A 13096-nucleotide genomic window follows, 5' to 3' on the forward strand; every position below is an offset into this window, starting at 1 on the left:
TCAAGCCTCCTTTCCGGGTGCATTCGCAGTGGAAGCCGCATGGGCCGCTTCAGGGCGTTCCTCCGCGGCCATCGATGATGGGGCCTCGTCGAAGTTGCCGACGCGGTCCCTGATCGAAGCGAAGTCGAAGGTCCGGCTGTTGGGCAGGCACATGGCCAGCACAATCAGTGTGCTCACCGAATAGGCCACCAACGAGGCGCTCAGCACGGTGAACTCATGCAGCGAGCCGATGGCGAACGGCAGCGTCGCCGCAGCGGTCACGACGCCCGTGATCTGGCCGACGCGCATCCCGAAGAAGCCGAAGGCCATCAGTCCCAGAATCACACCCGCACCGAGGGCGGCGAGGACGTCCACAGCAAGGGTGATGGGGAGAGCATCGGGCAGCCACTCGAAGCGGACCGGAATGAAGACGGCCAGGGCGACGATGACGGCCACCACGAACCCGGCGTTGGTGATCTTCTGCCAGTAGAAGCTGGCGATCACCGGGAAGACCAGCGCACCCCACAGAGCGCCCACAAAGACGAGCATGTCGAGGATGTCCAGCTGCATGCCCGCCAGCACCACCGCGGCGGTGGTGGCCACAATCATGGTCACCCGGCCCACCATCAGCATCACCTTGGGGTTGACCTTGCGGCGGGAGGCGATGTTCTGCCCGTAGATGTCCGCCATCACGATGGAGGACAGTGCGGAGAGGTCGGAGTCGGCGGTGGAGGACAGCGCGCCGACGATCATGATCAGGAACAGCGCCACCAGAACGGTGGGCAGATACTCAGCCGCCATCTGCGGAATGATGTTGTTCGAGTCCCCATCCAGCGGCTCCATGCCGAGGTAGAGGGCCAGCACTCCGAGCATGCCCACGCCGATGACCATGCCGCCGTAGCCGATGGTGGCGGTGATGAAGGTCGGCTTGATCAGGTCCTCGCGCACAGCGAAGAGGCGCTGCGCGATGGTCTGGTTGCCGATGGCGTAGGCCAGCACGGCCGCGATGTACGGCGCCCCCTGCTCCATGAACGCCGTGGACGAGAAGAAGTTGGACTGCTGGGGCGTCAGGTTCTCCGAGCCGGCCTCGAAGGCGCCGGGGAAGCCTGCGGCGAAGAAGATGATCGGGATGATGAGGCCCACCAGGAGCATCATGGCCAGCACCTGCATGAAGTCGGTCAGGGCGGAGGCGCGGAACCCGGACCAGAAGGTGTAGAGCAGCACACCGGTGGCGACCAGGAGCACGCCCTGCACGAAGGACAGCGGGGAGAACAGGGCGATGAGCGCGCCGCCGGCCACCAGGTTGCTCATCAGGGAGATGAGGCTGCCCACCACGTTGGAGCCGGCGAGCATCAGCTGACTCGAGCTGCCGTGACGGGCGCGCATCACCTCGGCCAGTGTGTGGGCACGCGGGGCGACCTGCCTAATGCGGCGGCCGAAGGGGTAGATGAAGAGGATCATGAAGGCGCCCCAGAGGCCGTAGTGGATGGGGCCGGAGATTCCGTAGGTGTAGCCGGAGGTGGCAGAGGCGTACATTGATGAGGCCCAGATCCAGGTGGCCGTCATGCTCGCGGCGGCGATGCCGAAGCCGACGCTGTTGCCGGCCGTCATGTACGCGTCCGCGTTCTCCTTCTTTCTGCGGATCCGCAGCGCCACATAGAGCGTGACGCCGTAGAACGCTCCGAGGAGCAGGAGCACCGCCGGGGTGCTCAGAATGGGCGACGAGTTTTCCATTCGTTCCTTCCGTATGTGTACCCAAGGCAGCCTGAGCCGCCGTTTCAGTATTTATCCAGGCAGTTCTCACGCGACTACCAGGGTCGCGTCCGGCTCATAGTAGGGGCTGCCCATGTGCACGGGTGCACTGCAGAAGAGAGGGCGCATGGCGCTGCTTCGTTGCCATCATGCGGAAGGACGGCACACGACAGCCGGCCCGAAATGCCGGAAAAAGTGATCTATGCCACAGAAAAGGCCGCTCTGCGGACTTTTCCCACGATCAGAGGCGGGCCCAGGCGAGGACGGCATCGCCGATGAGGCTGCGCATCTGGCTGCGGCGCTCCGGCGAGGCGAAATCAGCATCGAAGAGGTGGCTGAACGTGTGCTGGTTGGCGATCTGGAACACGCAGTAGGAGCTGATCAGCAGGTGCGTGTCCAGTGCGGTGACGTTCTCGCGGAAGACCTTCTCGCGGTGCCCCCGTCCAATGATCTCCTCCAGCAGCGCCACAGCTGGGCGGCCCATCTCCTGGACGGCCTTGATCTTGCGGATCGATTCGCCTCGGTGGATGTTCTCGATGGCCACGAGGCGGACGAAGTCGACGTTCTCCAGGTGGTGGTCGAAGGTCAGGTGAGCCAGCCGGCGCAGGGCATCGGCCGGCGGAAGGTCACCCACGTCGAGGCTCTGCTCAGCCTGCCGTATCCCCCGGTACGCATTCTCCAGGACGGCCAGGTACAGCTGCTCCTTGCCTCCGAAGTAGTAGTAGATCATTCGTTTGGTGGTCCGAGTGCGGTCAGCAATCTCATCCACTCGGGCTCCTGAGTAGCCCATCTCAGCGAAGACGCCGGTGGCAACGGCCAGCACCTCAGCGCGTGTCCGCTCCGCGTCCCGAAGCCGTTCGTTGCCATGGACCATGACGTCACCTTACTGGCATGCTGCGGACGCCCGGGGCAGAGCCGCCGGGCGCCCGCAGCGCGTCGGTGTGCTCGCTCTCTACTCTGCTTCGCCCCGGATCGATTCGAAGACGGTCAGGGACTCGTCGTCAAAGTTCTCCTCGAAGTAGTCGAACGCCTGCTCGCGGAAAGCGTCGAGGTCCACATCCTCGACGACCTCAGGGGAGCCTTCGCTGCGCCATTCGTCCAGGATCTCCTCCTCCTGATCGGCGATGCACTCGGCGACCTGGTCTACGGCCATTTCGACGGAGTCCGTGAGGACCTGCTGCTGCTCGTCGTTCAGCTCGTCCCACACCTCGCCGATGATGACGAGGTTGGTGTTCTGCTGATGCGCGGTGAGGCTCACGTAGTCCTGCACCTCGTCGATGTTGTCGGCCGCGATGATGTTGGTGGGGTTCTCCTGCCCGTCGACCGCGCCCTGCTGGAGGGACAGGTAGATCTCCTCGAAGGCGACCTCCGTCGCGTTCGCGCCCAGGGCCTGAGCGTTCATGAGGTACTGGGGCGATCCCGGGAAGCGAATCTGCAGCCCTGAGAGGTCATCCGGCTCCCGGATGGGATCGTTGGCGGTGAAGTGACGGGATCCCGCGGACCACGCGCCCAGGGTGTGGATGCCCGTGGTGTCGCGGAAGTCAGCGATGACGTCCTCTGAGGCGCTGCTGTCCATGAAGGCTCTCAGGTGCTCCGCATCGTCGAAGGCGTATGCGGCGTCGAAGACGCTGATGGGCTCGTAGACCGCCCCGAGCGCCGAGGCCCCTTGGATGTCGATGTCGATGTCCCCGGAGGCGACGTCCGCGATCCGGTCGCTGTCCCCGCCGAGTGAGGACGACCCGTAGGTATCGATGGTGATGCCCGCGTCGGCTCCGTTGACCTCATCCTCGATGGTGGCGACTCCGCAGTCGACCATGGGCTGGCCCTCGTTGTAGCTGTGGGCCAGGGTGAGCGTGACAGCCTCGGAGTCGGAGTCAGCGTCGTCGCCGCAGGCGCTGAGGGCCAGCAGCGGAATGACCGCGGCTGCGCCGGCCAGGGTGCGCTTCGGGCGGGTGGTGCGGGTGCTGCTGTGAGGGTGCTGCGAGGGGCGCATTGTCCCGTTCCTTTCAGTCAGTGCGTCGTTGCACGGTCTCTGATCGCCTCGGCGGCGACCATGTCATGGAGGTCGTTGAGCATGGCTGCCCGGTCGGCCGACTCTCCTGTGATGATTTCGAAAGCCTCTGCGGCCTGGTGCATGGCCATGCCGAGGCCCGAGATGGTGAAGGCTCCTCGAGCATCGGCATGCTGAAGGAGCTCCGTGTCGACGGGGCGGTAGACCACGTCGGCCACCCAGTGCCGCTGGTCGAGCAGCGTGGGATCGAAGGGGGTGCCCGGATGATGGGCCATTCCCAGTGGTGTGGCGTTCACCACGCCGTCCGCAGCCCGGATGAGGGCGGGGAGCTCCTCGAGGGTCGCCGCCGCGGCGTCGAATCCGTGGGCGCGCCTCAGGCTGGAGGCGACCTCCTCAGACTTTGTCCGATCGACATCGACGATCGTGAGCTGCTCGGCGCCGTGGGTGACCAGCGCGTGGGCGACCGCGGACCCTGCGCCGCCGGCTCCTACGAGCACAGAGCGTCCGCAGGGGCGGCCCTGAAGCGAGTCCTCGAGGGAGGCCCGGAATCCGGTGACGTCCGTGTTGTGGCCGACGGTGCGCCCGTCTTCGGCAAAGGTGACGGTGTTCACGGCCCCGACCATGCGAGCGGCCGGCGCCAGCTCGTCGAGCAGCGGGATGACGATCTGCTTCGCCGGGAACGTGATGTTCAGGCCGTCGAAGCCCAGATCGCGGCACATCTTGAGCATGCTCGCGAGGCGATCCGGGGCGTCCTCGGACGGGGGAAACTCGATGGGGCGGTACACGTAGCGCAGGCCGTGCCGCTGGCCTTCGAGCTCGTGGAGGGGCGGCGTCATCGACGGCCGGACGCCGTAGCCGATGAGCCCCCCGAGGATGCTTCGATCAAGCAGGGCAGGGCTCATAGGTCCAGGACCTCCGGAAGGAACAGAATGACGTCGGGAATGAGGATCACCAGCAGCAGGACCACCACAGCAGGAAGGGCGAACGGGACTGCGCCTCGGAACACCTCACCCACCCGTGTGTCCGATACGGCGGCGGTCACGAAGAGCGCAGTGCCCACCGGCGGAGTCAGCAGGCCGATCATCAGCGACATGATGAGGACTACGCCGAGATTGATCGGATCGATGCCGTACTGGGACGCAATCGGGAGCAGGATGGGAACCACCAGCACGAGGATCGCGGTGGAGTCCACCACCGTGCCGAGGATCAGCATGAGCAGAGAGATCAGCAGCAGGAACACGATGGGCGACTCGGTGAGCCCGAAGAGCAGCTCGGTGAGCATCTGGGGGAGACGCTCCCGCGCAAGGATGTGCCCCAGCAGCGCGGCGGCGGCCACGATGAGCATGATGCCCGCGGTGGTGATGACCGTCTCGCGCACTGATGCTCGAAAGCCGCTCCAGCTCAGCGAACGCGTGCCCACGGCGATCAGGAGCACGTAGACCACGGCGACGCCGGCTGCTTCGGTGGGTGTGAAGAGGCCTCCGAGGATTCCTCCGAGGATGATCACAGGGGTGAGCGCCGGCAGGAGCACCCCTTTGACGGACGCCAGCAGCTCGGCGCGGTCGAAGCGTCCGGCCTTGAGGTTGGGCTGGCGCCGCACCATGATGAAGACCACGACGCACAGTCCTGCGGCCATCAGAAGCGCCGGCACCACAGAGGCGGCAAAGAGCGCGCCGGTGGAGGCCGCGGCCAAGCCGGCGTAGATGACTGCGGGGATGGACGGGGGCATGATGGGCGCGATCAGCGACGACGAGGCGGAGAGGCCTGTGGCGAAGCGGCGTGAGTATCCGTTGCGAAGCATGGCAGGTATTTGGACCTTGCCCAGTGCGGCCGCGTCGGCCACCGCGGACCCGGACATCCAGGAGAAGCCGACGCTGCCGCCCACGGTCACGTACCCCAGATTTCCCCGCACTTTGGCCAGAGCAGCCAGCGCGAACCTGAACAGCTTGTCCGCGAGTCCGGCGTGGTTCGCCAGAGAGCCGAGGAAGACGAACAGCGGGACGGCGAGCAGAGGGAAGCTCTGCGTCGCATCGGTCACCTGGCGCAGGCTGGTGCCGGTGGATTGGCCGGTCAGCAGCATGTAGGCCAGGGACGGGCCGAGGAAGGCGAACGCGACCGGCACCCTCAGCAGCAGCAGGACGGCGATGCCGACCCCGAGGAGGAGGAGGCTCATGCGATCTGCTCCTTGCTGTGAGACGAGGCCGTATCGGCGGCTGAGGCGGAGACGTATGGCCCGTGGCGCAGCACCGTCCAGGCCCCCAGCGCGGATCGGATGACCGTGCTGACCATGCCCAGGAGCACGGGGAGGTAGAACCAGGACATCGGCATGCGCAGCACGGGGGATCGCAGCGCCCCCTGGCTCTGGACCAGGGCGAAGGCCTCTCGCGCCAGCCCGGCGGCGATGACGGCTGTGACCACCAGGGCGAAGGCCTGCACGAAGCGCACGAACTGCGGCTTGGGCACGATGTCCAGCACTTCGAGGGTGATGTGCCCGCGCAGGGTGATCAGAACTCCTGCCAGTCCCAGCGTCAGCCACGCCAGTCCGAAGCGGGAGACTTCGCCGGTCCATGCGGCGGCGGTCACCGGCAGGTGCCGCTGGGCGGCCTGGGCGAAGACCAGGACGAGGATGACGAGCAGCATGACGGCGCCGAAGGCCAGCTCGACGCGTGTGATGGCGTCGTGGAGCCTGCGCGTCAGCGGACGGCTGCGAGACGTGTCCGGGGGAGACGTCTGGGGTGAGTCCGACACGGGACCTCCGATGCTTCGAATGTGGGCTGAATCACAAGATATTCATAATGTACTGTCTGGTACATAAGGTGTCAAAGGTCACCCTGGGCCAGCGGACGGGGTCCTGCGGGGCGCTCAGCCGGCGTGCTGAGGCTCGCGCTGGGCTGCCAGGCGCACGGGTGCGTTGACGGCTCCGTACCCGTCGTACTGGCCGACCCGTTCCACCATCTCCACGAACAGGCCGCCGAAGGTGCGCGTGTAGAAGTGGATGAAGGCGCCGTCGTGGTCCTCGTCGTACAGCAGGTCCAGATCCTGAAGCCTGCCGAGGAACTCCGGATCGAGCCCTGTTCGCGCGTGGAGGTCTCGGTAGTAGTTGTCGGGCACGCTCAGGAACGACAGGCCATTCTCTCGTGCGCGCTGAGCCACCTCGAGGATCCCCCGGCAGCGCACCGCGATGTGCCGGGGAGGCATCGCTGCGGTCGGCGGTGCAAGGTTCAGGGGCAGCCGCAGGGCCTTGTCAGCGGTATGCATCACCTGGCTGCGCACCAGCCCCTCGGGTCCGGCCACGTTCTCGCCCTTGTCCGTGCCCAGGCCCAGGACGCTGCGGAAGAACAGGACCGCCTCCTCGAAGTCGTGCCACCGGTAGGAGAGGTTGATGTGGTCCACCTGAGCATCCGAGCGTTGCTCGGCCTGCCCCCCGCGGAACTCGGGGACCCAGCTGTCCTCGGCCGGCACATCGTTCATGTAGATGTGGGTGCCGTCGGGCGCCTTCAGCGCCTTGAGGTCGTATTCGCCGGTGTAGGTGCGTCGGAATCCGCGCTCGGCCCCCAGGGCAAGCCCGCGAGCCACCACTGCCTCCACGTCGCGGACCGTCATCCCGATCCCGCTGAGCTGCGGCTCCGCTCCATGGCTCTGCTCGTTGAGGATGATGCGCGCATCGCCCCAAGACCACAGGCGGACCGGCTTGGTCTGATGCGTGCCCCGGAAGGTGAAGCCCAGATGATGGAGGGTCTCGTCCAGAGCGGTGAGGTCAGCACCCGTGATCTCGGCGAAGTCGACGGACTGGGGCTGGGGGACCTCCGGCAGCCGGTCCGCGTCCCACCCATGGGCGGCTGATGCTTGGTCAGCCAGCGAGGTCAGCGAGCGCTTGGCGTGGGCCGCGGTGCTCCGCACGTCGGTCTGCCGGTAGGTGTCGTTGAAGACCTCCAGGGAGATGGGGCCGGTGTAGCCGGCGCGCAGGACGTGGCCGAGCAGTGCGGTGAGCCGGAACCCTCCCTCGCCGGGAAAGAGGCGATGGTGCCTGCTCCAGGAGAGGACGTCCATATCGAGCAGAGGTGCGTCCGCCAGCTGCAGGAAGAAGATCTTCTCCCCGTCGATCTCTTCGATCTGGGACGGGTCGTGGCCTCGGGCCAGGATGTGGAAGCTGTCGAGGCAGGTGCCCAGGTTCGGCCGGTCCGCCATCGTGACCAATCGCCACGCATGTCGGTAGTCGTTGACGAACCGGCCCCATGCGAGGGCCTCGTAGGCGATGCGGATGCCGTACTGGGCGGCGAGGTCCGCGAGCCGGCCCAACTGGGAGGCGGCCTCGGCGTCATCGTCCACTGTGGCTGTGCCTGCGTTGCTGCAGACCAGGACCAGGTCGGTCCCGAGACGACGCATCAGCTCGAACTTGGCCTCTGCCCGCCGCAGATTGTCGACGAACAGCTCCGGCTCGACACCCTCGATGTCGCGGAGGGGCTGGAACATATAGATGGCCAGGCCGAGGCGTTCGCTGAGCGCCCGTATCTCCTTCGGCGACTCATAGGCGACGGTGAGGTCTGTATCCATGACTTCCACTCCGTCGAAGCCTGCGGCAGCACAGGCATGGAGCTTCTCCGTGAGGCTCCCGGAGAGGCAGACAGTGGCGATCGAGGTGCGCATGGACGCAATGTACCAGTTGTTACATTAGAAATGTGATGTGAAGCACGTTGGCCTGCTTCTGGTTCGTGCGGGACCGGGGAATCACCGGGGAGCCCACGTCGTTAGGCTGGCACTGGGCGCGCACCTCTGCGCGCTCGCGCGAAGTGCGGCGCCCAGCCCGGGGATTCAACTCGTATAGGAGGTCACGGTCATGCAAAGCGTGGAGCGCCTGGAGGCGGAAGCATCCGAGGTCGTCGCGGACGTCGGAGCGATCCTCGCCGAGCGGGAGCTGACCGTCGCCGTGGCCGAATCGCTGACCGGCGGCAAGATCGCCAATCAGTGTGCGGCCGCCAAGGGCTCCGGCGACTGGTTCGCCGGAGGAGTGGTGGCCTACCACTCGGACGCCAAGCACCGGGTCCTGGGGGTCCCGGAAGGACCAGTGATTTCGCGCGAGGCCGTTGTCAGCATGGTCGAAGGGGTCACCAGCCTGTTCGGCACCGACGCGGGAGTCTCGGCGAGCGGCGCCGGCGGCCCCGATCAGCAGGAGGGCCAGGCCCCCGGGACGACGTGGCTGGCCGCAGGCGTCTCCGGCACCATAGAGACGGAGCTCCACCACTTCTCCGGCGAGCCGCTGGAGATCCTCGCCCAGACAGAGCTCCACGCACTGCGCCTGCTGCGCTCCGTGCTGAAGAAGCACACGACAGGGACGCGGAACTGATCAGTGTCCGGCCCCGAGCTTTCCGGCCATGCGCTCATGGAGTGCCGCGCTGGCTCGGTTCAGGCCGGAGATCTCCACGCGCTTGCCGTATTTGGCGTACTTCTCGGTGACGGCGTCCAATGACGCCACCGTGGACGCGTCCCAGACGTGGGAGCTGTACATGTCGATCACGACGTGCTCGGGGTCCTCGGCGTAGTTGAACTGGGTGTAGAGGTCGTTTGAGGAGGCGAAGAACAGCTCACCCACCACCTCATACTTTGCGATGTCCTCGTCGAAGTGGCGCTCGATCCGGCGGTCGACAGTGACCAGGTGGGCGACTCGGCGAGCGAAGAGGACCATCGCAGCCAGCACGCCGAGACCAACGCCGATGGCGAGGTTGTGGGTCCACACAGTCGCTACGACGGTGATGACCATGACCGACGTCTCAGACTTGGGCATCATCTTCAGGGTGGAAGGCTTGATGCTGTGCCAGTCGAAGGTTGCGATAGAGACGAAGATCATCACCGCGACCAACGCGGCCATCGGAATCATCGCCACGATGTCGCCGAGTGCGACGGCGAGGATGAGCACGAAGAGTCCGGCGCAGAAGGTCGATATGCGGGTGCGCGCCCCGGAGGCTTTGACGTTGATCATGGTCTGGCCGACCATCGCGCAGCCGCCCATGCCGCCGAAGAAGCCGCTGATGATGTTCGCAGCGCCCTGACCCCAGGATTCACGGACTTTTCCGGACCGAGTGTCGGTGACATCATCGACCAGCTTGGCCGTCATCAGGGATTCCAGGAGACCGACGGCAGCCATGCCCAGTGCGTAGGGAGCGATGATCTGGAACGTCTCCACCGTGAGCGGCACGTTGGGGATGAACAGCTCGGGGATCGACTGAGGCAGCTCACCCTTGTCCCCCACGGTGGGCACATTGAGCGCGAAGACCACGCCGATCACGGTCAGCAGCACGATCGCCACCAACGGCGGGGGCACCACCTTGGTGATGCGGGGCAGAAGGTAGATGACGACCAGCCCGAAGGCAACCATCGGGTAGACCAGCCACGGGACCCCGATCAGATCGGGAAACTGGGAGGTGAAGATCAGAATGGCCAGTGCGTTGACGAAGCCGACCATCACCGAGCGGGGGATGAATCGCATGATCTTGGCTACGCCGATCAGCCCCATGATGACCTGAAAGACACCGGCCAGAATCACTGCGGCGATGAAATAGTCCAGGCCGTGGCTCTCCACAAGAGGTGCGACGACAAGCGCGGTGGCTGCGGTCGCCGCGGAGATCATCGCCGGCCGACCTCCGAGGAAGGCGATGGAGACCGCCATGGTGAAGGATGCAAAAAGGCCGATGCGCGGGTCGACGCCGGCGATCAGTGAGAACGCGATGGCCTCCGGGATGAGCGCCAGGGCGACGACAAGCCCGGCCAGGATCTCGGTCTTGAGCAGACGCGGAGATCGGATCGTGCGCAGAACGGACTGGCGCTCTTCGGGGGTCATGTCGGCGTCCGGCGCGACAGTGGAAGCGGCCATGGATCTCCGTTCGGTCTCATGGGCACGGCAGTGCCCGGGTCAGGATCTGTGGGTGCGCGCCGCAGTGCGCGCCAGCCATAAGGAATCGGTTCGAGCGGGTCATGGACCACGCGACCTCCAGCAACACTACCCTCACGTAAGGGTAGAGTTGCAAGCTGTGTGACTGATCTCTCACCCTCGGGTGCCCCTGATATTCTGGACTCGGCGCTTCCAGCGCCCTCGCGCAGTCGATGACGAAGTGCTCGTCTGACACATTCGCGGAGAGGACTGGCATGGGTCAGGACACGTCCGCGGTGGAAATTGCGCAACCGCCCCTGACTGGGGCTGTTGTGTTCACCATGCCGCGAATGCGGCGCGAGAGAAGGGCTGATTGCCATGTCCACACCCAAGACGGACAAAGCCGAGAAGGATCTGCAGGCTGTCCTCAGCAAGATTCACAGCATGCCGGCCCCGTATGGGGGGATCGGTGCGCGGCTTCACGAGACGATCATCAGCGCCGGTCCAAAGCTCAAGCCTCGCCTCTGGTACGGCATGCCCGGCTATGCCACTGGGCGGAGCACGCCGGTCGTGGTGTTCTTCCGGCTCGACGACGGCGTCATGACGCTCGGCCTGTCCGAGCACGCGCACGTTGAGCGGGAATCCGGAACCGCCCTCCGCCCATGCGCCTGGTACCTCGATGAGCTGGATGACTCCACGCTGGAGAAGGTTGCTGCTGTGGTGCGGACTGCATTCGAGCCGACCTCCTGATCGGGTCAGGCCGAGATCAGGCCTCCCGGGTGCAGAGCATGGTGTGCGCGCCGCCGGACGCGTGGAGCCCCATGTGGCGAAACCCGTTCCTCTCGTAGGTCTGCAGGGCTCGGTCGTTGCCCACCTCCACAGAGAGGCTCACCCCGGGCAGGCCCATGGCTTCCGCATGCCGCAGAGTCTCGCGAAGCAGCCAGGGCCCAAGCCCTCGGCCGGTGAATTCGGGGAGCAGGGCGATGGCCAGCTCCGAAAAGCGCTCCTCGACGAACCCATAGCCCGGCTCGTCAGCGGCGAAGGCGCGCAGCCAGGCGCCTCCTGCTGCGGTGCGCTCGCCGGTCTCCGTCAGCTCGAACATGCGCCCGAGGAAGCCGCGATCCGTTTCCTCAGCAGGCCGGAAGCGAACCTCTACGCTGTCCATAGAACGCACACTACTCCGAGCTCCATGCCTGAGAGCGAGAATGAGCCCTCCATGACAGACAGCACCCTCAAGAGGCACTTCACCGGTGACTGCGCCCGGGAGCTCGCGGAGCGCATCCTGCCCGTGCTCCCGTCCTTCGACGCGGAAGGCTTTGTGCGCGAGGTCGACGAGGCGGTAGGTCCCCTCGAGCTCAAGGACCGCGTGCGGGTCCTGGCAGAGGGGATCCGGAGCAGGCTTCCGGAGTCGTATCCGGAGGCTGTCGACGTCCTCGTGCGCTCCCTGGGCCCGGAGCTTCCCGACGCCGAGGGAACCATGAGCTCGGCCTGGTTCCTCATGCCGGTGGCACGATTCGTCGAGATCTATGGGCTTCAGCACCCGGAGACGTCGCTGGCGGCGCTCGACGCAATCACCCGGCGCCACACTGCGGAGTACGCGATCCGTCCCTACCTGGCGGGGCATCAGGAGCTGACGCTTCAGCAGGTGCATCGATGGACGCAGTCAGAGAGCTTCCATGTGCGGCGGCTCGCCTCCGAGGGCATCAGACCGCGTCTGTCGTGGGCTTCCCACCACAGGCCCTTCAAAGCGGACCCCGAACCGGTTCTCGCGGTTCTGACCGAGCTGATCGACGACCCGTCCCTCTATGTGCGCCGGTCCGTCGCCAACGGTCTCAACGACATCTCCAAGGACAACCCAGCGCGCGCACTCTCAGCGGCAAAGCAGTGGCTGGAGCAGAGCCCCACGGATCGGACGCGCTGGGTCGTCCGGCACGGACTGCGCTCACTGATCAAGGCCGGGGACGCCGGAGCCCTGGCCCTGGTGGACGCGACTCCCGACCGCTCAGTCGTCGTCGAGGCGCTCACCGTCTCACCGGAGGTCCTGCGCATCGGTGAGACGCTGACCATCGCCGCGGAAGTGCGCAACGTCTCCGACGAGCGTCGTGAAGCGGTCGTCGACTACACCGTCCACTTCCTCGGCGCGGACGGCAGCCTCCGTCCGAAGGTCTTCAAGCTCAAGCGGGTGATGCTCGAGCCCGGCGCCCGCGTGACGCTGACCAAGCGCCGCTCCTTCCGTCCCGTCAATGCCCGCACGCTCTATCCCGGACCGCACGCAGCGTCAGTGCAGGCCAACGGACAGCGCACCGAGCAGGTCACTTTTGTGCTCGAGGAGGCCTGACGGCCAGCCTCCACCGCTCACCGAGAGCTTTGACCGCTCGCCGCAGGGCCGTCACCGACGTTATGTGAAAGTGGTCTGCTTCACATAAGATATTGAGGTCTGAATCACACGATTGCAGGCGCTAAGCATGGCCTAGCACACCTCCGTCTTC

Annotated in this window: 12 protein-coding genes; 3 read left to right on the top strand and 9 right to left on the bottom strand. The window is 65.8% G+C overall.

Features of this window, described 5'->3' with window-relative positions; translation table 11 throughout:
• The 7 genes from FS388_RS06500 to FS388_RS06530 form a co-directional block, all read right to left on the bottom strand.
• Complete coding sequence (locus FS388_RS06500) at positions 1-1713, bottom strand: sodium:solute symporter family protein (protein ID WP_146340681.1); 1713 nt, start codon at positions 1711-1713, stop codon at positions 1-3.
• Between the two features lie 259 nt (positions 1714-1972).
• Positions 1973-2605, bottom strand: coding sequence for a TetR/AcrR family transcriptional regulator (locus FS388_RS06505; protein ID WP_146340682.1), 633 nt, complete (start codon positions 2603-2605; stop codon positions 1973-1975).
• A gap of 78 nt (positions 2606-2683) precedes the next feature.
• Positions 2684-3724 (bottom strand): DctP family TRAP transporter solute-binding subunit, encoded by a 1041-nt coding sequence (locus tag FS388_RS06510; RefSeq protein ID WP_146340683.1) that lies wholly within the window; start codon positions 3722-3724, stop codon positions 2684-2686.
• A 17-nt stretch (positions 3725-3741) separates the two neighbouring features.
• Positions 3742-4644 (bottom strand): shikimate dehydrogenase, encoded by a 903-nt coding sequence (locus FS388_RS06515; protein ID WP_146340684.1) that lies wholly within the window; start codon positions 4642-4644, stop codon positions 3742-3744.
• A complete protein-coding gene (locus FS388_RS06520; RefSeq protein WP_146340685.1) occupies positions 4641-5915 on the bottom strand; it encodes a TRAP transporter large permease in 1275 nt (424 codons plus the stop codon). Before FS388_RS06520 ends, FS388_RS06515 begins: the two co-directional genes overlap by 4 nt.
• The gene (locus FS388_RS06525; protein ID WP_146340686.1) at positions 5912-6490 is read right to left on the bottom strand and encodes a TRAP transporter small permease; all 579 of its coding nucleotides are present in this window, start codon (positions 6488-6490) and stop codon (positions 5912-5914) included. The genes FS388_RS06520 and FS388_RS06525 overlap by 4 nt, the downstream gene beginning before the upstream one ends.
• A gap of 114 nt (positions 6491-6604) precedes the next feature.
• Entirely contained in the window at positions 6605-8389 is a 1785-nt protein-coding gene (locus FS388_RS06530; RefSeq protein WP_146340687.1) for a bifunctional sugar phosphate isomerase/epimerase/4-hydroxyphenylpyruvate dioxygenase family protein, read from the bottom strand.
• A 190-nt stretch (positions 8390-8579) separates the two neighbouring features.
• Here FS388_RS06530 and FS388_RS06535 point away from each other — a divergent pair, with 190 nt between their 5' ends.
• Positions 8580-9086, top strand: a complete 507-nt coding sequence (locus FS388_RS06535) for a CinA family protein (RefSeq protein ID WP_146340688.1) — start codon at positions 8580-8582, stop codon at positions 9084-9086.
• Here the strand turns inward: FS388_RS06535 and FS388_RS06540 are convergent, their stop codons facing one another.
• Positions 9087-10610, bottom strand: coding sequence for a SulP family inorganic anion transporter (locus FS388_RS06540; RefSeq protein WP_146340689.1), 1524 nt, complete (start codon positions 10608-10610; stop codon positions 9087-9089).
• Positions 10611-10985: 375 nt separating this feature from the next.
• Between FS388_RS06540 and FS388_RS06545 the strand changes: the two genes are divergently transcribed.
• On the top strand, positions 10986-11357 hold the full coding sequence (locus FS388_RS06545) for a DUF1801 domain-containing protein (RefSeq protein ID WP_146340690.1): 372 nt from the start codon (positions 10986-10988) through the stop codon (positions 11355-11357).
• A 16-nt stretch (positions 11358-11373) separates the two neighbouring features.
• Here FS388_RS06545 and FS388_RS06550 read toward each other — a convergent pair whose 3' ends face one another.
• Positions 11374-11772 carry a GNAT family N-acetyltransferase gene (locus tag FS388_RS06550; RefSeq protein WP_146340691.1) on the bottom strand — a complete coding sequence of 133 codons (399 nt, stop codon included), beginning with the start codon at positions 11770-11772 and terminating at the stop codon, positions 11374-11376.
• Positions 11773-11823: 51 nt separating this feature from the next.
• On the opposite strand from FS388_RS06550, the gene FS388_RS06555 reads away from it, so the two are divergent.
• Positions 11824-12945 carry a DNA alkylation repair protein gene (locus FS388_RS06555; RefSeq protein WP_146340692.1) on the top strand — a complete coding sequence of 374 codons (1122 nt, stop codon included), beginning with the start codon at positions 11824-11826 and terminating at the stop codon, positions 12943-12945.
• Positions 12946-13096: the final 151 nt, after the last annotated feature.

The organism is Nesterenkonia sp. NBAIMH1 (genome assembly GCF_007922635.1).
GTDB classification, from domain to species: Bacteria; Actinomycetota; Actinomycetes; order Actinomycetales; family Micrococcaceae; genus Nesterenkonia; species Nesterenkonia pannonica.

Excerpts from the sequence above, each read along its gene's own strand:
- FS388_RS06500 (WP_146340681.1), bottom strand. The coding sequence starts at position 1,713 with ATGGAAAACTCGTCGCCCATTCTGAGCACCCCGGCGGTGCTCCTGCTC.
- FS388_RS06505 (WP_146340682.1), bottom strand. The coding sequence starts at position 2,605 with ATGGTCCATGGCAACGAACGGCTTCGGGACGCGGAGCGGACACGCGCT.
- FS388_RS06510 (WP_146340683.1), bottom strand. The coding sequence starts at position 3,724 with ATGCGCCCCTCGCAGCACCCTCACAGCAGCACCCGCACCACCCGCCCG.
- FS388_RS06515 (WP_146340684.1), bottom strand. The coding sequence starts at position 4,644 with ATGAGCCCTGCCCTGCTTGATCGAAGCATCCTCGGGGGGCTCATCGGC.
- FS388_RS06520 (WP_146340685.1), bottom strand. The coding sequence starts at position 5,915 with ATGAGCCTCCTCCTCCTCGGGGTCGGCATCGCCGTCCTGCTGCTGCTG.
- FS388_RS06530 (WP_146340687.1), bottom strand. The coding sequence starts at position 8,389 with ATGCGCACCTCGATCGCCACTGTCTGCCTCTCCGGGAGCCTCACGGAG.
- FS388_RS06535 (WP_146340688.1), top strand. The coding sequence starts at position 8,580 with ATGCAAAGCGTGGAGCGCCTGGAGGCGGAAGCATCCGAGGTCGTCGCG.
- FS388_RS06540 (WP_146340689.1), bottom strand. The coding sequence starts at position 10,610 with ATGGCCGCTTCCACTGTCGCGCCGGACGCCGACATGACCCCCGAAGAG.
- FS388_RS06545 (WP_146340690.1), top strand. The coding sequence starts at position 10,986 with ATGTCCACACCCAAGACGGACAAAGCCGAGAAGGATCTGCAGGCTGTC.
- FS388_RS06550 (WP_146340691.1), bottom strand. The coding sequence starts at position 11,772 with ATGGACAGCGTAGAGGTTCGCTTCCGGCCTGCTGAGGAAACGGATCGC.
- FS388_RS06555 (WP_146340692.1), top strand. The coding sequence starts at position 11,824 with ATGACAGACAGCACCCTCAAGAGGCACTTCACCGGTGACTGCGCCCGG.